Here is a 24654-nt window from a genome sequence, read left to right as displayed (position 1 = left end):
GCTCCTACCGTACCGGTCAGTTACCCGATTGAGATCTCCACGTCCGTATTCACTCATCGGAGTTCGGATCTTTCGGAGTCTTGCAGCAGTGCTCCAACCAGAGCCCCGCAGAGATCAAAACGGCCGCGCTGATGAGGCCGACGACCGCGCTGACCAGGTCGTGCCGCGCGGCGTCGAATTCGTCCTGAACAGGCATTACGTAGATCAACACACCCGCCCAGGCGCCCGCCATGATCGCCCCAAGGAGTGACGACGCCTTCGCCAGCGCCACGGCGCGTGCGGCGGTCAACGGCTGCACCGGCGCGGCCCCGGGCTTGCGCTGGATGCGGGCCCGGAGCGAGAAGGCGAGCACGAGGTCCACGGCCGCGATCACCAGCAGGGTGAACCCGGCGAACGTCGGCAGCTCCGGCAGCGTGTCGTAGGACAGGCGGAGCAGCAGGTGGACGAGCAGGCCCGCGATCAGGCCGACGGCGAGCAGGTCACGGGGCTTGGTGAACCTCACCGTTCCATCGTGTCATCAACGCTCATTCGACGAGCGCGGTCTCCCGGCCGCCGAACAGCCGCAGGGCGGGCAGCCAGCGGGTCGGGTCGGCGTCCCAGTCCATCGAGCGGATCTGGCTCTCGCTGCGCCGCCCGCCGATGACCCGCATCAGCTCGAACGACGAGGTCCGCAGGGTCGCCGACGGCTCGCCCTCGCCGAGGATGCGGTCGCCGTGCTCCAGCGTGATCCGCAGGGCGGGCAGGTGCTGTTCGCGCAAACGCTTGTCCAGCTCCTGCATGGGCCGGGTGAGCGCGGCCCGGACGGCGACGTTGTCCCGCTCCCCCGGCTGGTCGAGGGCGGCCCGGATGTCGTGCTCGTGCTGCACGATCTCCGCCACCAGCACCGCGCCGACCGGAGAGTCGAACAACCCCTCGGAGATCTCGAAGTTCCGCTCCCACTCGACCAGCAGCTCACCCAGCGCCTTGTCCCGCCGCTCCTCGACCTGCTTCTCCCCCCACTCACCGCTCTCGTGCCCCTCGAACCGCCGGTTGACGAAGTCCCCGAGGCCGCCGGCGAGGTGCGCGACGACGTCCTTGACCGTCCAGCCGGGACACGCGGCCACTTCGGCCGACGGGTCACCGTTGGTGACCAGACTGATGATCCGCCGCCGCGCGGCGTCGTACGTGACCGCGTTGCTCATCGCCGACCTCCTCCGGCCGACGCTAACCCCGCACCGCCCAACCCGCAGCGCAGAACTACCCGGTGGCGTCCGGGCAACGGAGGCGGATCCGTCCACCTGGAGCCCGCTCGAGCTTGGCGATCGTCTCGTCGGGCATGTCGACCAGGTCTGAGAACGGCAGTTCAACCGGCTTCGCCACACCTCCACATTGCCGGCGAGGCCAGGGGCGGGGCGAGGAGGTTCACCGCAAAGTGAGGTCGTCGCGGCGTTCGACGCCGGTCAGGTCGAGCGTCGCAACCAAGTCGGCCACGCGGCCGTGCCCAGGCAGCACGGCATCCGGGTCGATGTCCAGCCACGGCACCAAAACGGTGGCTCGCTCGTGAGCCCCCGGATGCGGCAACAACAAGGAAGGGTCGTCGGACGTCACGCCGTCGACGGTCACCACGTCCACGTCCAACGTGCGCGGCCCCCACCGCAAAGTCCGCACGCGCCCCGAAGCGTTCTCCAAAGCCTGGCCACGGCGCAGCAAGTCCCAAGGCCCGAAAGAGCCCGACACGATCAACACGGCGTTCAGAAAGTCGTCCTGGTCCGTCACGCCCCACGGCGCAGTCTCGTAAACCGGGGACACCGCCACCAGCTCAGCGGCGAACCCGGCCACCGCCGAGCGCAAGTACCCCAACCGGTCGCCCATGTTGGAGCCGATCGAAAGAACCGCCCTAGTCACGGGTGCGCCGCACGGTCACCGCGACGTCCGCGAAGGTCAACGGGATGGGAGCGGACGGTTTGTGGACGGTCACCTCGGTGGCCCGCACCCGCAAATCCGTCATCACCTCGTCCGCGATCTTGCCCGCCACCGTCTCGATCAGGTCGTACGGCTCCCCCGCCACGATCGCCGCGGCGCGCTCGGCCAGTTCGCCGTAGTGCAGCGTCTCCCTCAGGTCGTCCGTCGCCGCCGCCCGCGACAGGTCCAGCCACGCCGTGACGTCGACCAGGAAGTCCTGGCCGTCGCGCTTCTCGTGCTCGAACACCCCGTGGAACCCGCGCACCCGCAGGCCGCGCAGCGAAATCCGGTCACCCATGGCCCTGCCTCCACGCCCTGGCCACCGCGACGGCGTCCAGGGACTTGTCCACGTCGTGCACGCGCACGCCCCAGGCGCCGAGGAAAGCAGCAAGTGCCGACACAGCCGCGGTCGCGTCCTCGCGACCGCCCGGCGGCCGGTCGCCCAGCAGGGAACCCAGGAAGCGCTTCCGGGACGCCCCCACCAGCACCGGAAAACCCAGCGCCAGCAACTCGTCCAACCGGTGCAGCAGCTGCCAGTTGTGGGTGGCGTTCTTCGCGAAGCCCAAGCCGGGGTCAAGGACGATGTCGTCCGACGACACGCCCGCCGCCAGCGCCGCGTCCACCTGCGCGCACAGCTCGTCGCGCACATCACGCACAACGTCGTCGTACACGGCCAGCTGGTCCATCTGCCGCGAGTGCCCACGCCAGTGCATGAGCACGTAAGGCACCCGAGCGGACGCCACGACAGATGCCATCGCAGGGTCAGCCAAACCGCCGGACACGTCGTTCACGATCGACGCGCCCGCTTCCAGGGCTGCCGAAGCGACCTCGGCGCGCATGGTGTCCACCGACACCGGCACCCCGGCCGCCACCAGCTCGCGGATCACCGGGGCCACCCGCGCCGCCTCCACCGACGGCTCGACGCGCGAAGCACCCGGACGGGTGGACTCGCCGCCCACGTCCACGATGTCCGCGCCCCGTTCGTGCATCGCCACCCCGTGCGCCACCGCGTCGGCCAGGTCCAGGTACCGGCCGCCGTCGGAGAACGAGTCCGGGGTGACGTTCAGGACGCCCATGACCACGCAGTGCCCCGGTCGAGGCACGCTCACCTGGTACGTCCCTTGATCAGCTCGATGGCCTCGGCGCGCGAGGACGCCGACGTCCGCAGCAGCCCGCGCACGGCGGACGTGGTGGTCCGCGACCCGGGCTTGCGGACGCCGCGCATGCCCATGCACAGGTGCTCGGCTTCCACGACCACGATCACACCACGCGGCTCCAGCCGCCGCACCAGGGCGTCGGCGACCTGCGACGTCAGCCGCTCCTGCACCTGGGGCCGCTTGGCGTACAGGTCCACCAGCCGGGCGAGCTTGGACAGGCCGGTGACCCGCCCCTGCTCGTTCGGGATGTACCCGACGTGCGCCACCCCGTGGAAGGGCAGCAGGTGGTGCTCGCAGAACGAGAACATCGGGATGTCGGTGACCAGGACGAGTTCCTCGTGGCTCTCGTCGAAGGTCTTGGCCAGCACCGAGTCCGGGTCGGTGTAGAGCCCGGCGAACAGCTCCCGGTACGCGCGCGCCACCCGGGCGGGCGTCTCCCGGAGCCCCTCGCGGTCCGGGTCCTCGCCGCACGCGAGCAGCAGCTCCCGCACGGCCGCCTCGGCCCGCTTGTGGTCGAAGGGCCGCCGCGCGAGGCCGGCCCCTCCGTCGACGGAGAGGCCGGCCTGGTCGATGTCGGTCACTTGCGGTTGTCCGGGTCTGTCTCGATGTTCCGCTGGTCCGACGCCTCGGTCGGCTCGGGCTGCCACTGGGGGGACTGCCCGCCCGGCACGGTGGCCGGGGTCCAGCCGGGGGGCGCGCCGTAGTTCGGCGGGCCCGAGGACGGGTGCACCGGCTGCGGCTGGTACGGGGCGCCGTTGCTGCCGTTCGGGGCCGGCGCGGGCGGCGTCGGCACCGGGTCCTGCACGGGCGGCAGCTCCTGGTCGATGGTGTCCTCGATGGCCGGGGGCCACGGCTCGCCGCGCTCCTTGGCCAGCTCGGCCGGGGTCTTGACCGGCGGGATGTTCGACGGCGTCCGGTTGCCGAAGTCGTTGAACTTCGTGATCCGCGGGCGCTTCTCGACGCTGGCGAAGATCCGCTCCAGGTCCTTCTGGTGCAGGGTCTCCTTCTCGATCAGCTCCAGCGTGAGCGCGTCGAGCACGTCCCGGTAGGTGTTGAGCACCTCGTACGCCTCGGTGTGCGCGGCCTCGATGAGTTCGCGCACCTCCTCGTCGATCTCGTGCGCGACCTCCAGCGAGTAGTCGGCCTGCCGGCCAGCCGTGCGGCCCAGGAACGGCTCGCCCTGCTCCTGGCCGTACTTGACCGCGCCCAGGCGGGCGGACATGCCGTACTCGGTGACCATCGCGCGGGCGATCTTGGTCGCCTGCTCGATGTCGTTGGAGGCGCCCGTGGTCGGCTCGTGGAACACCAGCTCCTCGGCGGACCGGCCGCCCAGCGCGAACACCAGCCGGGCGATCATCTCGGACCTGGTCATCAGGTCCTTGTCCTCCTCGGGCACGGACAGCGTGTGACCGCCGGTCCGGCCGCGGGCGAGGATGGTGACCTTGTAGACCGGGTCGATGTCCGGCATCGCCCACGCGGCCAGGGCGTGCCCGGCCTCGTGGTAGGCGGTGATCTTCTTCTCCTTCTCGGAGATGATCCGGCTCTTGCGGGCCGGACCGCCGATCACCCGGTCCACCGACTCCTCCAGCGCGCCGCCGGTGATGACGGTGCCGTTCTGGCGGGCGGTGAGCAGGGCGGCCTCGTTGATCACGTTGGCCAGGTCGGCGCCGGAGAAGCCCACGGTGCGCTTGGCCAGGCCGTCCAGGTCCACGTCCTGGCCCAACGGCTTGCCCTTGGCGTGCACGCGCAGGATCTGCTTGCGCCCCTTCAGGTCCGGCGCGGACACCGGGATCTGCCGGTCGAACCGGCCGGGGCGCAGCAGCGCCGGGTCCAGGATGTCGGGCCGGTTGGTCGCCGCGATCAGGATGATCCCGCCGCGCGAGTCGAAGCCGTCCATCTCGACCAGCAGCTGGTTCAGCGTCTGCTCGCGCTCGTCGTGGCCACCGCCGAGGCCGGCGCCGCGGTGGCGGCCGACCGCGTCGATCTCGTCGACGAAGATGATGCACGGCGCGTTCTGCTTGGCCTGCTCGAACAGGTCCCGGACGCGCGAGGCGCCGACGCCGACGAACATCTCGACGAAGTCCGAGCCGGAGATCGAGTAGAACGGCACGCCTGCCTCACCGGCGACGGCGCGCGCGAGCAGCGTCTTGCCGGTGCCGGGCGGGCCGTAGAGCAGCACGCCCTTGGGGATCTTGGCGCCCAGTGCCTGGTAGCGGCCGGGGTTCTGCAGGAAGTCCTTGATCTCCTGGAGCTCCTCGACGGCCTCCTCGGCGCCCGCGACGTCGGCGAACGTCGTCTTGGGCATGTCCTTGGACAGCTGCTTGGCCTTGGACTTGCCGAAGTTGAGGACGCGGTTCCCGCCACCCTGGGCGTTGTTCATCATCCACATCAGCAGCAGCAACAGCAGGCCGAGCGGCACCAGGTAGAGCAGCAGCTGGACCAGGAACGAGTCCTGGCTCACCTTGGTCTCGACGGTCGGCTTGTTGCCGGCCTGGTCGAGGATGGTGAACACCTCGTCCGTGGAGCTGGCCGGGAACTGCGTGATCAGCCGGTCGTGGCCCTCGAAGTTCTGCCCGTCGACCATGGTCAGGCGGAGACGCTGCTCCTTGTCCTCGATCGTGGCTTCCTTGACCTTGCCGTCCCGGATCTGCTGCAGTGCCTGGGACGTCTTGACCGGGTGGTAACCCCGGGCGTCGTCGAAGAGCACGGTGAAGGCGTAGTAGAGCAGCAACACCGCCACGATCCAGAGCAGCGGGTTGCGAAGCAGGCGCTTGCGGTCCATTCACTTACGGCCGGCGGGCGGCCTCGACCCTCCCTGACTTGGTGACGGGCGCGGACGGGCACGACCCGTCCGACCAGCCTACCGCCCCGAGCAGGGGCGGAGTGCTCCGCGTGTGGGGCAGTCACGTCTCGCCGGACCAACGGCTGGGACGCGTCAAGTGTTCCCCGTGGTGACCGCGAACACGGCGCGCAGGTCAGCGCGGTTCACCCGGCCGGGTAAACGATCATGAACTTTCCCGCCTACCGGGCCGTAACACTGACCGGGGGTATTGCGTTACTAGCAGGTAGCAACGAAGTGAGGGTCATTCGAGTGACATAGAACACGAGAGTTTGTCACGTGAGCGGCCCGTGTCATCCTCGGCAGTTACTGAGTGTTCAACGCCCACCCGAAAGGGTGAACACCAACTGAAGGTACTAACGGTATGTCAGCTCGCAACGAGCGTTCCCCCAGCCGGGTGCGCCGGATAGCCCTGCCCCTCGGCGCCCTCCTGGGCGTCATCGCGGCGGGCGGGGTCACCGTCGTCGCCATCCAGGCCACCAGCGGGCCGGAGTGCAAGGGCACCCTCCCGCTGAAGGTCGCCGTGACCCCGGCGGCCGAGGAGGTCGTGCGCGGCGCCGCCGACGACTACCAGGCCGGACAGCCCGTCGTCGAGGGCAAGTGCGTCCAGGTGCAGATCGAGGCGCGCGGCGCGGCCGACGTGTCCCACGAGCTGCCCACGGCCCAGATCAACCCGCCGTCGCTGTGGATCCCGGACTCGTCCATGTGGGCCGCCGAGACCCAGCGCCAGGCCGGTGACCAGGGCGCCGAAGCACCCCGCCTGGACATCAAGGACTCGCTCGCCTCGTCACCCCTGGTGATCGCGGGCTCCGAGAAGGCCATGGGCGACCTGGGGTGGCCGATCCAGCCCGTGACCTGGGCGAAGGTCGTCGACCCGCGGGTGTCGGTGTCGCTGAGCGACCCGACGACCTCGACCGAGGGCCTGGCCACGCTCGCCGTCATCCGCGCCCAGCTGGGCAACCCGGACGGCACGCCCAAGCCCGAGCTGATCGGCGCGCTGCTGCGGGTCGGCCGCAACGCGCTGCCGTCCGTGCGGGACGCGTTCGGCAAGGTCGTGCAGGGCGCGGACAAGGCCCCGGTGTTCACCGCCGCCGAGCAGAACGTGCTGTCGGCGAACCGGGCGGCCGGGTCGCGCCGGGTCGTCGCCTCCTACCCCAAGGAGGGCACGGTCAGCTTCGACTACCCGGTGGTCCGGGTGAGCCGCGCGGGCGAGCAGGCGGGCACCGCCGAGGCCGCCGAGGGCTTCGAGAAGGCCCTGCGCAACGGCCGGACCGCCCAGCGCTTCGCCGAGGCCGGGTTCCGCACCCCGGACGGCAAGGCCCCGCAGGGCTGGACCAACGAGAAGGACGGCGTGCGCGGCGACGACGTGGCCATGCTCAAGACCCCGTCCCCGGACCAGGTCTCCGAGCTGCTGCGCACGTGGGGCGCGGTCAGCCTGGACACCCGCATCCTCGCGGTGCTCGACGTGTCCGGCTCGATGGCCGAGAAGATGCAGGGCAGCGAGCTGACCCGGGTCCAGGCGGCGCGCGACGCGTCGCTGACCGCGCTGGCGATGCTGCCGGACACCTCCGAGATCGGCCTGTGGGCGTTCTCCACCAACCGCAAGCCGAAGGGCTACGTGGAGCTGGTGCCGCCCGGTCCGCTGGGCGAGCCGATCGCGGGCAAGCCGCGCCGCGAGCAGCTCCAGCGGGGCGCGGGCGGCATCCCGGCCCTGGTCGGCGGCGGCACGTCGTTGAACGACACGGTCCTGGCCGCGTTCCGGCACGCGCAGCAGACGTTCAACCCGTCCAAGATCAACTCGGTCACCATCATGACCGACGGCAGCAACGACGACATCTCCACGCTCAAGCTGCCGCAACTGGTCGAGATCCTGAAGAAGGAGGCCGACCCGGCCCGCCCGGTGCCCATGTTCATGGTGGGCCTGGGGCCGGAGGCGGACATGGAGACGCTGAAGCAGATCGCGGCGGCGACCGGCGGCAAGTCCTACCAGGCACTCAAGCCGGACGACATCAAGACCGTGCTGCTGGACGCGATCTCCCAGCGGCGCTGCCGGCCGAACTGCTGACCCGCGAGGCCGCGTCGGCCTGTCGGCTCGTGCTTCCCGCCGATCGAAAAGCGTGATCGGCGGGAAGCACGAGCGGATGGGCCGACTTCCAGGCGGCCTCGCCGCCGCGACGGAGTCGCGGCCGAATCACACTGAGTAGACCTTCGGGTCCAAGGTGCCGATGTACGGCAGGTCCCGGTAGCGCTCGGCGTAGTCCAGGCCGTAGCCGACCACGAACTCGTTCGGGATCTCGAAGCCCACGTACTTCACCGGCACGTCGACCTTCACCGCGTCCGGCTTGCGCAGCAGCGAGCACACCTCCAGCGACCGCGGCTTGCGCGACGCCAGGTTCTTCAGCAGCCACGACAGCGTCAGACCCGAGTCGATGATGTCCTCGACGATGATCACGTCGCGGTCCGCGATGTCGCGGTCCAGGTCCTTGAGGATGCGCACCACGCCCGACGAGGACGTGGACGACCCGTAGGAGCTGACCGCCATGAACTCCAACTGGACCGGGACCGGCAGCGCTCGAGCCAGGTCGGTCATGAACATCACCGCACCCTTGAGCACGGTGATCAAGACGAGGTCGGACCCGCCGTCGGCCGGGTAGTCGGCCGCGACCTTGTTGGCCAGCTCGGTGACCTTGTCGCTGATTTCCTGCTCGGTGATGAGCACGGAGGCGATGTCGCCGTCGTACACGGACGAACCCCTTTGTTGTGTCATGACTGCACTGGTTCAACTCGCAGCCTGCCATGCGCACGGCGTGCCACAAAGCCGCCGGGCAGCCAAACCCCGCCCTGGCCGTGCCACTCCGCGACCAGCGCGTCCACCCGGCGCAGGTGCGAGTCGGACAACTCGGGCACGCCCTCGTCGAGCAGCCACAGGCGCAGCACACGCCTGCGGAGCGCGGTCGGGAGATCGGCCAGTTCCTTGGCGTCGCGGGGGTCGCCGGGGTGGGACCGCGCCAGTTCGTCGAGTGCGTCACAGTCCTCCCGCAGCTGGGCCGCGGTGCGGGCCAACGCGTCCGCCACACCGCCCTGGAGGACGTCCTCCAGCAGCGGCAGGACCTCGGTGCGCAGGCGGACGCGGGTGTAGGCGGGGTCGGCGTTGTGCGGGTCCACCCATGGGGTGAGGCCCAGCTCGGCGCACGCGGCGGCGGTGTCCGCGCGCGACACGCCGAGCAGGGGACGTCCCCACGGCGGGTCGAACGCCCGCATCCCGGCGATGCTGCGCGGCCCGGAACCCCGGCCCAGGCCCAGCAGGACGGTCTCCGCCTGGTCGTCCAGGGTGTGCCCGAGCAGCACCAGACCCCGCTCCGGCCGCAGCGCCGCGTACCGCGCCCGCCGGGCCGCCGCCTCGGGGCCGCCGGGGCCGTCCACCACGACCGTCCGCACTTCGGCCCGCAACCCCAGGTCGGTGCAGGTCGCGGCGGCTCGGGCGGCGACGGTGGCGGAGTCCTCCTGGAGCCCGTGGTCGACCACGACCGCGCGAGTCCCGGGTCGCAGCCGCGCGGTCACCGCCGCCAGGGCGAGCGAATCCGCGCCGCCGGACACGGCGACGGTGAGTTCTTCGGGCCGGTGCTCGGCCAGGAAGCGCCGCACCGCGACGCGGACCCGGTCGACCGGCCCGTTCACGGCGAGACGCGGCGCAGCCAGGCGGCCGGGTCGGCGATCTCGGCCCGGGTGGGCAGCGTGTCCGGACCGGTCCACACCGCGTTGAAGCCGGGCATGCCGACCGCGGACACGACGTGCCTGGTGAACGCCGCGCCCTCGGCGTACTGGCGGACCTTCGCCTCGACGCCGAGCAGCGTCCGCAACACCCGGTCGAGCATGCCGCCGCCCTTGCGCCGGGCGGTGAACCGCTGGCGGATGACCGCCACGGACGGCACGACCTCGGGGCCCACCGCGTCCATGACGTGGTCGGCGTGCCCTTCGAGCAGGGTGGACAGGGCGATCAGCTGGTCCAGCACCTCGCGCTGCGCCGGGTTCTGCAAGAGGTCCACGAACCCGCCCGCCTCGCGCAACCGCCTCGGCAGGTCCCGCAGCCGCACGGCGACACCGTCGTCCATGGTCGACAGCAGCCGCCCGACCAGGCCGGAGAAGTGGTCCTTGAGCCACGGGACGGCGGTGAACTGGAGCCTGTGCGTGCCCTCGTGCAGGCACACCCACATGCTGAAGTCCGCGCCGTTGACGTCCAGCGCCCGCTGCGCGCCGACGATGTTGGGCGCGACCAGCAGCAGCCGGCCGCCGTCGGAGAACGGGTCGTACTGGCCCAGCACCCGCGCGCTCAGGAACGCGATGACCACGCCCGCCTGGACGCCGGCGGTGCCTGACAGAACGCCGCTGAACGTGCCGGACTGGCGCGGCAGGGCACCGTCGGTCAGCACGGAGAGCCCCTGCACGGCCGCCTTGACCCAGCCGGGCCGGTCGACGACCTCGCCGGCCCGCAGCGGCAGCCCGTGGCCCAGCCCGGTCAGCTCGCGGACGTGCACCTCGGCGTCGATGGCCTGCTCGCGCAGCCGCCCCACGGCGACGTCGGCCTCCGCTCTGGGCACCACCGGACCGGGGCGCACGAGCCGGGCGGCGGTCGCGACGGCCAGCTCCCAGTCGACCGGGTCACTGCCCGCACGGTGGTCCTGCGCAGCGCGGTTCACACCGCGAACGCTACCTGCGCCCTGGCCGGGGCAACACCTCTCACGTCTCGGCAGGGCCGGTCCGAGCTAGGTACAGCCGCAGCCGCGGAGGGCCGTGGCCATGGCGTCCAAGCCCGGGCGGACCTTCGTCCGCGGGTCCTCAGGGCTGATCGACATGAACGCGAACACCAGCAGGCGGCCGTCGTTGTCCACCACGACGCCGGCCAGCGAGTTCACCGCCGTCAACGTGCCGGTCTTGGCCCGCACCCAGCCCTTGCCCGCCAGGTCCGTGTACCGGCCGGCGAGCGTCCCGCTGCCACCGGCCACCGGCAGGGCGGTGAGCAGCGGCCGGAGCTTGGCGGTCTTCGGATCGCCGGCGTCGGGCTTCGCGGCGGCGGTGAGGATGTCGGTGAGCAGCCGCGCCGGGACCTTGTCGTTCTTGGACAGCCCGGACGCGTCCACGACCTCCGCCCCGGTCAGGTCGAACCCGTTCTCGGTGAGCACCGCCCGCACCGCCTGCACACCGCCCTCGAACGTCGGCGGCAGGCCCCGGGCGATGGCGACCTCGCGGGCCATCGTCTCGGCCAGGACGTTGTCCGAGACCTGCATCAGGTTCTCGACCAACTGGTCCACCGGCGCGGACTTCACCTCGCCGAGCACCTTGGCGCCCGCCGGCGCGGTGCCGGGGGCCGTGGACGCCGCGCCCACCCGCGACGCGAGGGCCTGCGCGGCAGCGGCGGCGGGCGTGCCGGTGCGCGGGGTGTCGTAGGCGGTCGGGTCCTGGCGTCCGCCGTCCATCATCAGCGGGCCGATCGGGGACACGTACCCGCCGCCGACGTCGCCCGGGTCCCAGCCCGGGGCCATGCCGTCGCCCTGGTAGCGGCTGGTGTCGTAGAGGACCTGGGTGACCGGGCCGTGCGCGGAGACCTGCGAGGCCAGCTCGTCGAGGGTGGCCGCGCCGGGGTAGACGGTGCTGCGGTCGGCGGGGAACGAGGACAGCGTCGGGTCGCCGCCGCCGACCAGCACGACCGTGCCCGGTTGGGGGCCTTGGACGACCTTGGTGGACAGCTGGGACGTGTGGTCCAGCGCGAGCAGCGAGGCCGCCGCGACCAGGATCTTCACCGTGGAGGCGGGGGTGAGCGGGGTCGTGTCGCCCTGCTTCCACAGCACCTGGCCGGTGCCCGGGTCGGCGACGACGCCGGTCAGCGTGCCCAGGTTCGGGTTCCCGGCGGGTCCGCGCAGGGCGGCGGCGATCCCGGAGGCGCTGGGCACGGGTCCGGCGGTGCCGACAGCCTGGACGGCGAGTGAGACGGGGGCGGGTGGCTGCGGCGCGGCGGTGGTCGGCACGGGCGCGGTGTCGAACCACCCGAGCTGCCACGACGTCACCCCGCCCGCGACCAGCAGGAGCACCGCGGCCAAGGCTCCTACCAGCGCCAACGGCCGCTTCCGCCGCTCCGGTTCGTCGACGGTCCCGATCCGCTGCGGCTTGGCGTGCTCCTCGTCGGCGGCTTCGGCGGGTTCGGGGGCGTCGTCCGAGCCGGCCTCCCAGCGGGACCACGCGGCGTCGGTGACCGCCTCACGCGACCGGGTGGCCTCATCCGGCTCCTGGCGCGGCCGGGCCGGCTCGGCGGCTTCCTGGCGGGAGCGCCCGGCCTCGGCCGGCTCCTGACGCGGCCGGGCCGCTTCGACCGGCGCCTGGCCGCGCGGCGGGGTCGGCGGCTGCTCGGCACGGGCCGGCGGGCGTCCGTTCTGCGGCTCGCGGGGCGCGGGCTGGTCGAGCGGGCGGGTGGTCTGGTCGAGCGGGCGGGTGGTCTGGTCGGCGGGCGGCGTCGGCTTGCGGACGATCGACGTCCGCTCCGGCGCGGGCGGGGCCGGCGGCGGCACGGGGATGCGCATGGTCGGCGAGTCGCCCGGTCCCGGCCTTCTGACCTGCACCGTTGGCGGTTCGTGGACCACATCGTCATCGTCGACGGTCGGCCACGATGGCTCGTCGGGCACGCAGTCCTCCGGGGTTGATTACGGGCAATGTCACACCCACGACCAGGCACTCGGATGAGGGTTGACGACACCTCGTGGTCCACACTAGTGGCGTAACGAACGTCAAAGACGAGCGAGGACCGCGCAGTGGAGTTCGACGTCACCATCGAGATCCCCAAGGGGGTCCGGAACAAGTACGAGATGGACCACAAGACGGGGCGCATCCGGCTGGACCGCACCCTCTTCACGGCCACTCAGTACCCGGCGGACTACGGCTTCGTCGACGACACCCTCGGTGAGGACGGTGACCCGCTGGACGCGCTCGTGCTCGTCCAGGAGCCGACCTTCCCGGGCTGCCTCATCCGGGCCCGCGCGATCGGCATGTTCCGCATGACCGACGAGAAGGGCGGCGACGACAAGCTGCTCTGCGTGCCCGCCGAGGACCCCCGCAGCGAGCACCTGCGCGACATCCACCACCTCTCCGAGTTCTACCGCCTGGAGATCCAGCACTTCTTCGAGGTCTACAAGGACCTGGAGCCGGGCAAGAGCGTGGAGGGCGCGACCTGGGTCGGCCGCACCGAGGCCGAGGCCGAGATCGTGCGGTCCTACCAGCGCCTGAAGGACGCCGTGGCGCGCGGCGAGGACCACTGACCGGACGAAGCGGAACGGGCCACCCCCGGTGAAGGGGTGGCCCGTTCTCCGTTCCGAGGACTAGTGGACCGCGACCGGCGCCGCCGCCTCGTCGTTGACCCGCTCCAGGCCCGACCGGTTGGACAGCGGGACCTCGCGCAGGAACCACACCAGCGCGAACCCGACGATCGACACCAGGCCGCCGACCAGGAACACCAGGTCGATGGAGCCGGAGAAGCCGTCCAGGAACGGCCGCGCGACCACCGGGTCGAGCTTGGTCAGGAACTCGGTGTTGTTCAGGTCCACGCCCGAGCCGCCGTTCTGCAGCGCGCCCGCGATCTGCGCGTTCTCCGGCTTGGCCAGCGCGGCCACGAAGGCCGGGTCGCCCAGCGAGGTGCGGACCGCGTTGCCGATCTTGTCGCCGACCGTGCTGAACAGGATCGACAGGAACACCGCGGTGCCGACCGTGCCGCCGATCTGCCGGAAGAACGTGGCCGACGACGTCGCCACACCCATGTCCCGCGGCTCGGCGTCGTTCTGGATGGCCACCAGCAGGGTCTGCATGGACAGGCCCAGGCCCGCGCCCATGAAGAACATCATCACCAGCGGCTGCCAGACCGGCGTGTCCGTGCCGATCGTGCCGAACAGGAACAGCGAGGCCGCCATCAGCGCGAACCCGACCACCGGGAACACCTTGTAGCGGCCGGTCTTCGCGGTGATCTGGCCGCTGGTGCCGGCGGCGGTCATGATGCCCAGGGTCAGCGGCAGCATCATCAGGCCGGCCTCGGTGGCCGAGTAGCCCTTCACGATCTGCAGGTACAGCGGCAGCGACACCATGCCGCCGAACATCCCGATGCCCATCACGAAGTTGACGCCGTTGCCCAGCGAGAACGTCTGGCGCTTGAACAGCCGCAGCGGCAGCAGCGCCTCGTCGCCCATCCGCCGCTCGGCGAACACGAACCCGATCAGGCCCAGCACGCCGATGACGTACATGGCGATCGCGGCGCCGGAGTCCCAGCCCCACTCGCGGCCCTGCTCGGCGACGATCAGCAGCGGCACCAGGCCGACGGTGAGCATCAGCGCGCCCACGTAGTCGATGCGGTGGTCGACCCGCTTGTGCGGGATGTTCAGCACCTTCGCCACGACGGCCAGCGCGACCAGCGCGATCGGGACGTTGATCAGGAACACCCAGCGCCAGCCGGCGGTGCCCAGGAACGTCTCCAGACCCGCGAAGAGGCCGCCGACGACCGGGCCCGCGACGCTGGAGATGCCGAACACGGCCATGAAGTAGCCCGCGTACTTGCTGCGGTCACGGGGCGAGGTGATGTCCGCCAGGATCGCCATGGCCAGCGACATCAGACCACCGGCGCCCAGGCCCTGCACCGCGCGGAACGCGGCCAGCTCGTACATCGAGTTCGCGAGGCCCGACAGCAGCGAGCCGACCAGGAACAGCGAGATCGCCGTCAGGTACATCGGCTTGCGGCCGTAGATGTCCGACAGCTTCCCGTACAGCGGCGTCGAGACGGTGGCCGTGATCAGGTAGGACGTGGTCGCCCAGGCCTGGAGGGTCTGGCCGTGCAGCTCGTCCGCGATGGTCTTCATCGCGGTGGCCACGATCATCTGGTCCAGCGCCGCGAGGAAGAGGCCCAGCAGCAGGCCGGACAGGATGGTCAGGATCTGGCGGTGGGTGAGCAGCGCGGCGCCTGGCGGTGTCGCCTCCGCTCGGGTCGTCGTTTCCGACATCAGTTCTTCTCCCCTTCTGAGCGCGGCCCCAGTCCGCTCTCAGCGATGAAATCCGGAAGCGCCTTCTCGTAGTCGCCGACGAAGCGCTCGAAGTGGTCGATGAACGCCGTGAGGTCCGCCTCGGACCAGTCGGCGAGCATGCGGGCGATGGCCCGGTTGCGCAGCGCGCGGCGCTCGTCGAGCAGGCGCTTCCCCGCGTCGGTGACGGCCAGGACGCTGGCGCGGCCGTCGTCCGGGTCCGCCCGGCGTTCGACCCAGCCTTCCTTGACCAGCGTGGCGACCTGGCGGCTGACCGTGGAGGGGTCCGAGAAGACCGCCTCGGCGAGTGCGCTCGACCGGGACGGGCCCATCTGGCTCAGGTTCGCCAGCAGCACGAACGAGGCCTTGTCCATGCCGGTCTTGCTCATGTGGGCGGCCACGCAGGCGTGCATCTTGTTGAGGCGCACCATCGCCGTGCCGATGCGTTCGGCCAGGGCGAGCTGAGTCTCGTCACCCACCGGGGTCACCATGGGACGCTCCGTTTGCTTGCATCATCCAACTAGTTGCTGAGTACAAGCATGAACCCGCGGAAGCCTCTTGGCAAACGAGTTGTCCGGTGACTCGCCTTACATGACTACCGGTCGGTAACATCCCCGCCATGAGCGCTGACTACTCGTTCGTCGCCGACGCGATGAAGCAGGCCGTGCCGTGGGTCAAGACCAGCGGCGTCGAGTTCCCGGAGGTCGCGGGCGACCGGGTGGTGGCCGAGCTGCCCGACGCCGCCGAGACCCACAACCACGTGGGCGGGCCGCACGCGGCGATGATCTTCGGCCTGGGCGAGACCGCGTCCGGCGCGGTCGCGATGGCCGCCTTCGCGCCGCACATGGCCAAGGCGACCCCGCTGGTGGCCCGGTCCGAGATCGCCTACAAGAAGCTGGCGCTGGGCGTGCTGCGCGCCGAGGCCGTGCTGGGTCGCCCGGCGGACGAGGTGGTGGCGGAACTCGACGCGGGCACCCGCCCCGAGTTCCCCGTCAACGTCACCGTGACCAACGCCGAGGGCGTCACGACGGCCGAGATGGTCGTCGTCTGGACCCTCAAGCCCAACCGCTAGTCCACGACGGCCAAGCCCATCGAACGGGCGGTGCCGGCGACGACGCGTTCCGCCGCGTCCAGGTCGGTCGTGTTCAGGTCGGGCAGCTTGCGCTCGGCGATGGCACGGACCTGGGCGCGGGTCAGCGTGCCCGCGCTCTGGTGGCCGGGGCGCTGGGAACCCTTCCCGCCCAGCGCCTTCCGGATCAGGAACGCGGTCGGCGGCGTCTTGAGGCGCAGCTCGAACGACTTGTCGTCGCGAACGGTCACCACCGCCGGGACGACGTCGCCGCGCTGCCCGGCGGTGGCCTCGTCGTAGGCGCGCTTGACGCCGACCAGGTTGACGCCGGTCTGCCCGAGCACCTTGCCCAGGTCCATCATCGAGGCGTTGCCGGCCTCCAGGTTGATCGTGATCTGGTGGGTCTTCTTCGCGGGTGGCATGGCCGGGGACGCTAGGAATTGCCGTAACGGCAGGCTCAAAGCCTTTTTCGGTAGGTTCTGCCGGTGCAGGTGGATCGGCTGGAGATCTCGTACGACCCGCGCACCGTCGAGGAGTCCGCGCGGCGCGCGCTCGACGAGGGCTGCGCCGGCTTCTGGCTGGCCGAGACGAGCCACGACCCGTTCGTCGGCCTGGCCCGGCTGGGCGGGCTGGACGTGGAGCTGGGGACGGCCATCGCGGTGGCGTTCGCCCGCAACCCGATGAGCACCGCCGTGCAGGCCAACGACCTGCAACTGCTCTCCGGCGGGCGGTTCAACCTGGGGCTGGGGTCACAGGTGGAGCCGCACATCACCAAGCGGTTCGGCATGCCTTGGTCGCGGCCGGCGGCGCGGATGCGGGAGTTCGTCCAGGCGCTGCGGGCGATCTGGGCGTGCTGGGAGACCGGTGAGCGGCTGCGGTTCCGGGGCGAGTTCTACACGCACACGTTGATGACACCGTTCTTCGACCCGGGCCCGAACCCGTACGGCCCGCCCCGGGTGTGGCTGGCCGGCGTGGGCGAGTTGATGACCGAGGTGGCCGGCGAGGTCGCGGACGGCTTCCTGTGCCACAACTTCACCACCGAACGCTACTTCCGCGAGGTCACCGTCCCCGCGCTGGAACGCGGTCGCGCTTGTTCCGACCTCCCCCCGCTGGAGATCAGCGCGCCGGCCCTGGTCGCGCACGACGAGGCGGGCGTGATCGAGGTGAAACGCCAGATCGCCTTCTACGGCTCGACTCCCGCGTACCGCAAGGTCCTGGACCTGCACGGCTGGGGTGAGCTGCACGAGGAACTGCACCGAATGTCCCGCCGAGGCCTCTGGGACGACATGACCGCGTCGATCCCGGACGACGTCCTGGACGCCTTCGCCGTGGTCGGCACCCCGGCCGAGACCAAGGCCGAGATGGACCGCCGCTACGGCGACCACGCCACCCGAGTGCTCACGTCCGCGTGAGCCGGTGGTGGAACACCGCCATCTGCGCCCGAACCCGGGCCAGCTGGTGCCGCCGCACCCACCGCCGCCGCCCCACCCGCGCGGCCAGCACGACGAACGGCAACGCCAAGACCGTCGGCACGATCATCCCGACCATCGCCCTCACCTCCACGGTGGCAACGACAGGGTGAACGACGACTGACGCGACCACCCGAAACGCCACTCTGATGGAGCAACGCACACAACCGCACACGGCTAACGAGCCACCGCGCCCACACCGATGAACGTGCGAACAGAACGAGTCGGGAGGGGGCTCCGGGTGGACGAGTCGCAGAACAGCGTCGAACTGGGGTTGTCAGCGGGATTCATCAGCGTGAAGAGCACCCGCACCTGGCGCGGGATCCGCCGACGCCGGTCCGGCCCGTTCGTCATCATCAACCGCGGCAACGGACTCGCCCTCGACAACGGCGTCCAAGAGCACAACGGCGCCGAACCGATCATGTGGCGCCCGCACGGCTTCGAGCCCCAGCAGTGGGTCTTCATCCGCACACCGCACTGGGGTGAGTACGTCATCTGCTCCGTCGGGAACAAGCTCGCACTCGACGCGCGCACGACGTCCGACCTCTCCAGGACGCCCTGCATGTGGGCCAGACACGCCGAACCGCACCAGCGGTGGCGGTTCCGCCGGACCGAAGACGGACACGGGTACACCATCGCGTCCGTGCTCACCGGCCACGTCCTGGACTTTCCGGAGGGTTCTGGTTCCCGCGCCGTGCCCCACCTGTACGAGCGCCACGGCGACCTGCGGCAGCAGTTCCTGATCACGAGCTTGACGGCCGGCGGGTTCGCCGAGGGCGGCTGAGGGTCGCCGGGAACGGCGAAGGCCCGGACCGGCGAGCCGGTCCGGGCCTTCGATCTCGCGAGCCGCCTGTCGGAATCGAACCGACGACCTGCTCATTACGAGAGCGCTTGTCATGACCAACATGTGCATTGACCTGCGGCTTCACTAGTCACCGACTGCGCCGGAAGTGGCTCCATGGGGCATGTTCGGCATGGTTTGGCTCCACCGATGGCTCCACGTGGAGCCGCCCAAAAAGATCTTCAAGACTACCGCCGTCCCGGGCGTGTCGCGGTGCCCAAGGCCGCGATGCGGCGGCGCTGCCGCACGGACCCGATCTCATCGGCCGCCGACCCCGCCACCACGACGTGGCGGTGCGCTTCTTCTCGCTCGCCCTGACGAAGCAGCGCGGTAGCAAGATCAACCCGCAGCGACGTAGCAGCCCTGATGAACGAGGGATCAAGTTCATCCAGCGCTTTTGTCAGCGTCTCCACTGCCCCCGGTTCACCCAATCTCGCGAGCGCGTGACCGCGCCACCGCGCGAGATGTGTCGGGTCGAGCGCGACGAACGGCCCTTCGTGGTCCGGTTCCCCTTCGGGCAACGCGGCCGACGCGGTATCGAATGCCTTGAGGCTCGCGGAGCGATCACCTTTCACGGCGTACGCCTCTCCGAGTGCCGCCGACAGCCACGCGAAAAGCACCGGAGAGACGACCCGTCGGTACTGATCCGCCAACGGCTCTAGCAGCGCGACAGCCTCATCCGGTTCGCCAGCGTCAAGCAACACGAACGCCTGTTCCGCGAGCGTGTGCCCCAAGAACGCAGGGTCATGACATTCGTGCGCAGCGATCTTCCCACGCTCGTAGTGACCCCAAGCCTCTACCTGATTGCCCATGTCGAGCGCCTGCCACCCGGCCAGGGTGCACAGTTCGGATTGCAGAGCGGCGAGCGCCGAACGGACCGCAGGCGTCAAGCTGAACGACCGGAGGCGGTCAACTTGCGTGATCTTCACCAAGACCTCGTCGTGCGCCACGATCGCACCCAATTGCCGATCCAACCGGCGCACGTAGTCAAGTTGCCCACGTAGCAGGCTGACCACACCAAGATCGACCCGACCGGAGATGTTCAGCATCGTCCGGAGATCAGTCGCCGATTCGGCCGATCGAGCGTCCGCGTCGGGTGCACTCAACAATTCATCGATCGACAGCCCGAAGATCCGTTCCAGAAGTCGCGCCGTCGCCGGACGGACGGGTCCGAGGGGTCGACCATCCGACTGCCGCCCGGCGGCCAACCGCCGTAGGTGCCGGAGGCTCAACGTGCCGGCCTCACCGTGGTCCCGCGCGAAGTTCTCCGCGTACTCGACGAACTCCTCGAAGGTCATCTGCCGACTGCGGATCTCAGCTTCGAGCACGGTCCGAGCACGCTTCCCGCCGGCCCAGTTGCTCACATTGCACCTCCGCCATGTCGTGGCCGCCTTGGGGCCACCAGATGGCCGCCACGCGGCCTCCCACATCGGACCCGCTGAGAACACGCTGATTTCAGTATGACATGAGCGCACGAGACCCCCGGCGGCGCTGACCTTCGCCTCCTCAGGAAGCGCCGCCGGGCCCCAAACGCGAATCAAATGAAGGGCGGAAACTCCGCATGTCTGTGCACACGCCCGAGTCGCTGTGCATCTGCGGTCCGAACACTGTCGTCGTTCTGCTATTGCTCATCGCGGTCACTCTGGCGTATGGCGAGCTTTCGACTCGTTTTGCATTACGCCGCGTGCAGACGTCGGATCGGGCGCGTCACCGCGCACTCGGCTTTGACCGGTCGCCTACCACCATTGAAAGAGCTGAACCGAGCACCGGACAGAGCGACAGATTGCCATGACCGCATTGATCGTTGTCACGTCTGCCGTTTGCCTAGCAGAGTGGATTTACATAATCGGCGATATCGAGGACTGGTGGGGCCGATGGAGCTTTTGGCGGCTATGCCGGTCGTCCCGCAAACGAGGATACCCATGATCGATCAGCACCGACTGGAACTGGCTTCACAAGTATCCAAGGTTGTTGACGCTGGACGGCGTCTTGTTGAGCGCATGTTGGACGAGGCCGCCGACTACCCGACCACAGAGCACAGCGGCACGTTCGAGCAATGCGTTTCCGCCTTCGCCGCGCTCGCACAATCGGTTGCAAACAACCTGGATGGCTGGACCGACGAACCGGAAGCAGTTTCCGTGTTCGTTGTGGATGCCGCCGACACTGAGTCGACGGAAAACTCTGCCGATCAGACTCGCTCACGCACCTGGGAATCTCAAGGCGACATGCGTGAGCGTCCAAAAGCCCAAGCCGGGTAGCGCACTCCCGGCCGACGGAAGGAGGGAACTACACGACTGGTCGCGAGCACCAAGGATCTTCGCCTCAGCAGCCCTACCACCCTTGCACACAAGGCGCTGGTGGGGCTGCCTGACGTTTACCAAAGAGATCTTCGCAATGAGTTTAGGGCACGAATGTACACCCATAAGAACGAAGCAAGGCCGTGGACGGACGACGAAATACGCGAAGGCTTCGCGCTTGGCATAGCCGACGAGCGGTTTGGCGCGTTCACCCGCGAACTACGTGAATGGTGGGAGCGGAAAGCCAAGTCGGCGACCCACACGGTTCCTCGGGCGGCTGGACAACTAGGTGTCACCGTGACACAGATGCGAAATGCCCTTCAATTGTCCGGGGCGAAAATCGGACCCAGCGTCAAGTCGCCCACTTACTGCAGTGAGCACGGCCCGATGGAAGAGCCCACAATCCGGGACAAACTGTGCAACCACTGCGAAGGATGCGAGGTAAGGACTTCGGCAGCGCTGCTTCTACTCCATTCATACAAGCACGGTGCCACGCTTGCTGTGCTTTCGGCGCGACACGGTGTTGCGGAGGCCACCGTCAGGAAAGCGCTGATTGAAGTTGGAGCAAAGATCAACCCGCCCGGCCACCGGTCCAAGCGGAGGGCGTCAGGAACGATTAGGACGAAAGGAATCCGGCTACGGCTTGGCTCTCTACTCCTGCTTGCAAGATTGAATGCAGACCTTACCGGGGACGAAGTAGGCCGCCGCGCCGGCATCAGCCAGTCGAAAGTGTCGAAGCTTGAGAATGGCAATATCGAACCCAAGCTTGCAGACGTCATCAACTTCGCAGATGCGTGCGAAGTGCCCGACGCCGTACGCCGAGAAATGGTCAGGCTGATCAACGCCGTCCACTCTCTCAAGTCTGTGGCCACATCGTGACAGCAGAGCACTGCGGTGGTCGCGTTGCTCGCGACCACCGCAGGCCGGTTCGCCCCCGGTTGTGACGGGACTGCCGTCTTGCCGTCACAGCGGCATGTATGTGCAGGTCAGCAGCCCTTCCTTAGCGTCTCGGCTGCTGTGACGGTGAGACAGCAGGGTCCGGGCGTTGTGACAGTGCGCTGATCATGGTCCGTCAGTCCGCTGACCGATCCGCGAGCGCCAGCAACTCCGCGATGACGTACCCGCGTACTTGGCGCACGCCGTGCTCTGTGGAGATCCGCTCTCGCACCGATCGGCAGCCCAGTTCGCTCATCTGCCTGCCGAACCACACAGGGTCAGCGCCCAGTGCTTCGATCAACTCCGAGTTCGGCACGAACTCCCGATCCGAGTCATTCGCACTCAAGTACTCGATCACCGACGCCAGCGGCTCCGGCAGATCACGCTGAGCCTCCATTCGAGGCTCAGCCGATGCCGCTCCCGCACCCGAACCAATCGCGCGAGCCGCTACCGCGTGGTCGAGTTCGGCGGGGACATCGTGTCCGGCCGCCTGCCCCGTCAACGTTCCCTCAACCTCCCGAAGCGCCCGTCCGCGCTCGCAGATGGTTCGCCAATCGTCGTTGGGCATGTAGTCGGTCCGCACGGTGATCGCGAGAACGTCCGCGCCGGCGTCCGTGTCGCCATCCGGCCTGAGGATGCCGACGCCCTTGTGAGAAGGCAGGAGCCTGCTCGCGTCGTGCCCGCGCGTGTTCATCTGCTCCCCCAGCACGATGTTCGAGTCACGCCAGTCCATGACCCGCAGCGCGAACCGCGAGCCGAGTACCGCGCGCAGGCCGGACGGGATCGTCTTCGAGTCCGGTCGCTGCGTGGCGAGCACGAGCACAACCCCTGCCGCTGGCCCCTTCTTGGCGAGCCACGTCAGCAACTCACCCACGTACTCTCCGGCGGTGAGCTTCTTTCCTTGCACCTCAAGGGAAGTACGGTCCTCCAAAGGCACTTGAACCTCATCGATGATGATCGGCGTGATCGGCATACGGAGCGCGGGGTCCCGCGACATGGCAGGAGTGACCTTGGACTCCGGACACACCCGGTCGTCCAACTCGCGCATCCGCCGGTACCGGTCCTGAACCTCTGCGATCAACTCGACCAGCCAGCCGATGAGCGTCAGCACGTCGTCAGACTCGTCACCGGACAGGAACCGGTGCGCGACGAGCGCCGCCGCGTCCCAGTCCTTGCCGGCCTTGAAGTCCGCCACGTATAGCCGCGTGTGCGGGTCCAAGATCAGGCCCGCGGTTGCCAGCCGTGCCGTAAAAGTCTTGCCCTGCCTAGGAATCGCACCGATGAGCAACGACGTCCACACGAGCGGGACATGGATGCGCCGGTTGCGCGCGTCCCGTCCGAACGGGACCGGACGCCAAGCGTCCCACCGCTCCGCCGCGAGCAACGGCGTGCGCTGAGGGGGTGTCGCGTACGGGTCGGAGTCGGCAACCCACATGGCGACCCGTCCGGCATGGCCGCCGTTCCCGCGCACCCGCTCCACGATGAGCTGAACCTCATCCACCGCGAGCGCCGACGCCAACGCATCCCTGTTCTTGACGACGTCCGCCGCCTTGCGCGTCGCGGGCAGATCGACGGTGATCGCCCACCCATCGCCCTGCCGCGTAGGTCGTTCGACCAGCCGAAGCGTCTCGTCCTTCCCGATGAGCTTCGCGTCCCGGAAGGCGTCGACCAGAACTTGCGGGTCCATGGTCCACGTCAGCGATCGCGGTCCGGACAACACCGCCTTGCGGCCCGGCGACCCGTCCCGCCGCCGGCCGAGCACGCCGAGCACGAGCACGGCCAGGCCGCCGACCACCCACCACGTGATCGACCCGTAGAGCAGCCAGGCGACCAGAAGCGCACTGGCGAACGCGGCGACGACCGCACCCGTGACCTTCCACCTGAAGATCGTCAGTTCACGGATCTCGGTGAACTTGTCCGCGAGCTTGTCCGACGACACGGCGGCCTCCCGGTAGTCCCGGACGGTCACCCACTTCCGCCACCACCGGAACGCCGCGAGCACCCCACGTGCTGCGGCTCGCAACAACCGCCTAGGCAGTAGCAGCAGCCATGCCACACCATCCCGCACCGCCTGCCGCGCGTGCGGTCCGCTCTTGAGAGCCAGCGGCACGCGAGGCGAGTGCCGCCACCACCGGCCAGCCCGCACGCGCCACCGTTCACGGGCTGGCGTCGCCGTCGCGGTGACGCCCTGGCCGTTCTCGTCAACGAGTTCACCGTCGTACACCGGACCAACCGGCACCATGTCCCCGTTCACGGCATTCCCGTTCACCGCCTCGCCGTTCATGGCGACACCTCCCGAGCGAGCGCGGTAGCGAGGCGCGGCGATAGCCCGCGTGAACATCCGGTGGCTTGGCGGACCCACGCCGGCGTGATCTCGACCTCCGGGTTCCAGGCCGCGCGCGCCGCATCCAGGTAGTCCGCGAACAGCTTCCGGCCTGGCCTGCGTGGCCTTGGCGCTGCGGGCTGAACCGCGTCGGCGCCAGCGGGCTGCGGGACTCCACCAGCCTCCGTGAACGCCTCCGCAACTGCCGCCGTGAGCTTGTCCCGCAGGTCTGTCACCGCTTCGGCGGCCGTGAACACCACCAGCGGCGGAACCGAGTGCAACACCACCCCGGCCACGGACCCCGCCACCCACGACGACCACGTGTTCATGACGTACGTAGCTGCGAACGTGAACCACTTCGCGCGTCGGACCCACGGCCCGGTCCTGACGCGGTACCGCGCTGTGATCTGTTCCGCGCGGAGGATGGACAGCAACACGAGCGAGACCATCGGGTCGACCAGCCACGCGGCGAGCCACGCGAGCGACCACGGCGCGCTGCCCCCGGCCGCGAACGCTTGGACGTTGGTCATCGTGAACGCCAGTCCGAGCACGATGCCGCCCCAACACAGACGGTCGACCTGAACGCGGACCTGTTCGACCCGAAGCGCCACGACGTCCGGGTGCGAGCGCAGTGCACGGACAGCCGCAGCCTGCGCTGCTTCCTGGGCAAGAGCCTCGACCCCTGGGCGGGGTGCCCGCGCGAACGCGGACACCCCTTCCACGGACTTGATCACGCGG

25 protein-coding genes are annotated in these 24654 nt (G+C 69.5%); 7 read left to right on the top strand and 18 right to left on the bottom strand.

Annotated features, from left to right (window positions below):
* Positions 1 to 49: 49 nt before the first annotated feature.
* The 7 genes from RIN75_RS04135 to ftsH form a co-directional block, all read right to left on the bottom strand.
* Complete coding sequence (locus tag RIN75_RS04135) at positions 50 to 502, bottom strand: DUF3180 domain-containing protein (protein WP_309110369.1); 453 nt, start codon at positions 500 to 502, stop codon at positions 50 to 52.
* A gap of 22 nt (positions 503 to 524) precedes the next feature.
* Positions 525 to 1181 carry a maleylpyruvate isomerase family mycothiol-dependent enzyme gene (locus RIN75_RS04130; RefSeq protein WP_309110368.1) on the bottom strand — a complete coding sequence of 219 codons (657 nt, stop codon included), beginning with the start codon at positions 1179 to 1181 and terminating at the stop codon, positions 525 to 527.
* Positions 1182 to 1401: 220 nt separating this feature from the next.
* Positions 1402 to 1884, bottom strand: coding sequence for a 2-amino-4-hydroxy-6-hydroxymethyldihydropteridine diphosphokinase (gene folK, locus RIN75_RS04125; RefSeq protein ID WP_309110367.1), 483 nt, complete (start codon positions 1882 to 1884; stop codon positions 1402 to 1404).
* Positions 1877 to 2239 (bottom strand): dihydroneopterin aldolase, encoded by a 363-nt coding sequence (gene folB, locus RIN75_RS04120; protein WP_309110366.1) that lies wholly within the window; start codon positions 2237 to 2239, stop codon positions 1877 to 1879. Before folB ends, folK begins: the two co-directional genes overlap by 8 nt.
* Positions 2232 to 3017 carry a dihydropteroate synthase gene (folP, locus tag RIN75_RS04115; protein WP_309110444.1) on the bottom strand — a complete coding sequence of 262 codons (786 nt, stop codon included), beginning with the start codon at positions 3015 to 3017 and terminating at the stop codon, positions 2232 to 2234. Before folP ends, folB begins: the two co-directional genes overlap by 8 nt.
* 29 nt (positions 3018 to 3046) lie before the next feature.
* On the bottom strand, positions 3047 to 3670 hold the full coding sequence (gene folE / locus RIN75_RS04110; RefSeq protein ID WP_309110443.1) for a GTP cyclohydrolase I FolE: 624 nt from the start codon (positions 3668 to 3670) through the stop codon (positions 3047 to 3049).
* A gap of 5 nt (positions 3671 to 3675) precedes the next feature.
* Complete coding sequence (gene ftsH / locus RIN75_RS04105) at positions 3676 to 5880, bottom strand: ATP-dependent zinc metalloprotease FtsH (protein ID WP_309110365.1); 2205 nt, start codon at positions 5878 to 5880, stop codon at positions 3676 to 3678.
* A gap of 421 nt (positions 5881 to 6301) precedes the next feature.
* Between ftsH and RIN75_RS04100 the strand changes: the two genes are divergently transcribed.
* The gene (locus RIN75_RS04100; RefSeq protein WP_309110364.1) at positions 6302 to 8002 is read left to right on the top strand and encodes a substrate-binding and VWA domain-containing protein; all 1701 of its coding nucleotides are present in this window, start codon (positions 6302 to 6304) and stop codon (positions 8000 to 8002) included.
* 126 nt (positions 8003 to 8128) lie between these two features.
* Here the strand turns inward: RIN75_RS04100 and hpt are convergent, their stop codons facing one another.
* The 4 genes from hpt to dacB form a co-directional block, all read right to left on the bottom strand.
* On the bottom strand, positions 8129 to 8680 hold the full coding sequence (hpt, locus tag RIN75_RS04095) for a hypoxanthine phosphoribosyltransferase (protein WP_309110442.1): 552 nt from the start codon (positions 8678 to 8680) through the stop codon (positions 8129 to 8131).
* A gap of 20 nt (positions 8681 to 8700) precedes the next feature.
* Entirely contained in the window at positions 8701 to 9615 is a 915-nt protein-coding gene (gene tilS, locus RIN75_RS04090; RefSeq protein ID WP_309110363.1) for a tRNA lysidine(34) synthetase TilS, read from the bottom strand.
* Positions 9612 to 10634, bottom strand: a complete 1023-nt coding sequence (locus RIN75_RS04085) for a zinc-dependent metalloprotease (protein WP_309110362.1) — start codon at positions 10632 to 10634, stop codon at positions 9612 to 9614. Before RIN75_RS04085 ends, tilS begins: the two co-directional genes overlap by 4 nt.
* Before the next feature lie 66 nt (positions 10635 to 10700).
* Positions 10701 to 12611 (bottom strand): D-alanyl-D-alanine carboxypeptidase/D-alanyl-D-alanine-endopeptidase, encoded by a 1911-nt coding sequence (dacB, locus tag RIN75_RS04080; RefSeq protein ID WP_309110361.1) that lies wholly within the window; start codon positions 12609 to 12611, stop codon positions 10701 to 10703.
* Positions 12612 to 12737: 126 nt separating this feature from the next.
* Here dacB and RIN75_RS04075 point away from each other — a divergent pair, with 126 nt between their 5' ends.
* Positions 12738 to 13241 (top strand): inorganic diphosphatase, encoded by a 504-nt coding sequence (locus RIN75_RS04075; protein ID WP_309110360.1) that lies wholly within the window; start codon positions 12738 to 12740, stop codon positions 13239 to 13241.
* A 60-nt stretch (positions 13242 to 13301) separates the two neighbouring features.
* On the opposite strand, the gene RIN75_RS04070 is transcribed toward RIN75_RS04075, so the two are convergent.
* Entirely contained in the window at positions 13302 to 14963 is a 1662-nt protein-coding gene (locus tag RIN75_RS04070; protein ID WP_309110359.1) for an MDR family MFS transporter, read from the bottom strand.
* Positions 14963 to 15460 carry a MarR family transcriptional regulator gene (locus tag RIN75_RS04065; RefSeq protein WP_309110358.1) on the bottom strand — a complete coding sequence of 166 codons (498 nt, stop codon included), beginning with the start codon at positions 15458 to 15460 and terminating at the stop codon, positions 14963 to 14965. Before RIN75_RS04065 ends, RIN75_RS04070 begins: the two co-directional genes overlap by 1 nt.
* A 140-nt stretch (positions 15461 to 15600) precedes the next feature.
* Here RIN75_RS04065 and RIN75_RS04060 point away from each other — a divergent pair, with 140 nt between their 5' ends.
* Positions 15601 to 16053 (top strand): DUF4442 domain-containing protein, encoded by a 453-nt coding sequence (locus tag RIN75_RS04060; RefSeq protein ID WP_309110357.1) that lies wholly within the window; start codon positions 15601 to 15603, stop codon positions 16051 to 16053.
* Here RIN75_RS04060 and RIN75_RS04055 read toward each other — a convergent pair.
* Positions 16050 to 16472: a 50S ribosomal protein L11 gene (locus tag RIN75_RS04055; RefSeq protein ID WP_309110356.1), complete on the bottom strand. Its 423-nt coding sequence runs from the start codon at positions 16470 to 16472 to the stop codon at positions 16050 to 16052. The two genes, RIN75_RS04060 and RIN75_RS04055, sit on opposite strands and share 4 nt — an antisense overlap.
* A gap of 63 nt (positions 16473 to 16535) precedes the next feature.
* Here RIN75_RS04055 and RIN75_RS04050 point away from each other — a divergent pair, with 63 nt between their 5' ends.
* Positions 16536 to 17462 (top strand): TIGR03617 family F420-dependent LLM class oxidoreductase, encoded by a 927-nt coding sequence (locus tag RIN75_RS04050; RefSeq protein ID WP_309110355.1) that lies wholly within the window; start codon positions 16536 to 16538, stop codon positions 17460 to 17462.
* Here the strand turns inward: RIN75_RS04050 and RIN75_RS04045 are convergent.
* Positions 17449 to 17598, bottom strand: a complete 150-nt coding sequence (locus tag RIN75_RS04045) for a hypothetical protein (protein WP_309110354.1) — start codon at positions 17596 to 17598, stop codon at positions 17449 to 17451. The two genes, RIN75_RS04050 and RIN75_RS04045, sit on opposite strands and share 14 nt — an antisense overlap.
* Before the next feature lie 162 nt (positions 17599 to 17760).
* Between RIN75_RS04045 and RIN75_RS04040 the strand changes: the two genes are divergently transcribed.
* Positions 17761 to 18303, top strand: a complete 543-nt coding sequence (locus RIN75_RS04040; RefSeq protein ID WP_309110353.1) for an RICIN domain-containing protein — start codon at positions 17761 to 17763, stop codon at positions 18301 to 18303.
* A gap of 245 nt (positions 18304 to 18548) precedes the next feature.
* On the opposite strand, the gene RIN75_RS04035 is transcribed toward RIN75_RS04040, so the two are convergent.
* Positions 18549 to 19724 (bottom strand): hypothetical protein, encoded by a 1176-nt coding sequence (locus RIN75_RS04035; RefSeq protein ID WP_309110352.1) that lies wholly within the window; start codon positions 19722 to 19724, stop codon positions 18549 to 18551.
* 558 nt (positions 19725 to 20282) lie between these two features.
* Here RIN75_RS04035 and RIN75_RS04030 point away from each other — a divergent pair.
* Both RIN75_RS04030 and RIN75_RS04025 read left to right on the top strand, forming a co-directional pair.
* On the top strand, positions 20283 to 20618 hold the full coding sequence (locus RIN75_RS04030; RefSeq protein WP_309110351.1) for a hypothetical protein: 336 nt from the start codon (positions 20283 to 20285) through the stop codon (positions 20616 to 20618).
* Between the two features lie 99 nt (positions 20619 to 20717).
* Entirely contained in the window at positions 20718 to 21536 is an 819-nt protein-coding gene (locus RIN75_RS04025; protein WP_309110350.1) for a helix-turn-helix transcriptional regulator, read from the top strand.
* A 193-nt stretch (positions 21537 to 21729) separates the two neighbouring features.
* Here the strand turns inward: RIN75_RS04025 and RIN75_RS04020 are convergent, their stop codons facing one another.
* Positions 21730 to 23877, bottom strand: a complete 2148-nt coding sequence (locus RIN75_RS04020) for an FtsK/SpoIIIE domain-containing protein (RefSeq protein WP_309110349.1) — start codon at positions 23875 to 23877, stop codon at positions 21730 to 21732.
* Positions 23874 to 24650 (bottom strand): hypothetical protein, encoded by a 777-nt coding sequence (locus RIN75_RS04015; protein ID WP_375295905.1) that lies wholly within the window; start codon positions 24648 to 24650, stop codon positions 23874 to 23876. The genes RIN75_RS04020 and RIN75_RS04015 overlap by 4 nt, the downstream gene beginning before the upstream one ends.
* Positions 24651 to 24654 lie beyond the last annotated feature (4 nt).

Source organism: Saccharothrix sp., from assembly GCF_031180885.1.
In the GTDB taxonomy this organism is placed as follows: Bacteria; Actinomycetota; Actinomycetes; order Mycobacteriales; family Pseudonocardiaceae; genus Actinosynnema.
Note: the sequence above shows the minus strand (reverse complement) of the source record. Positions and strands in the feature narration are given on the sequence as shown.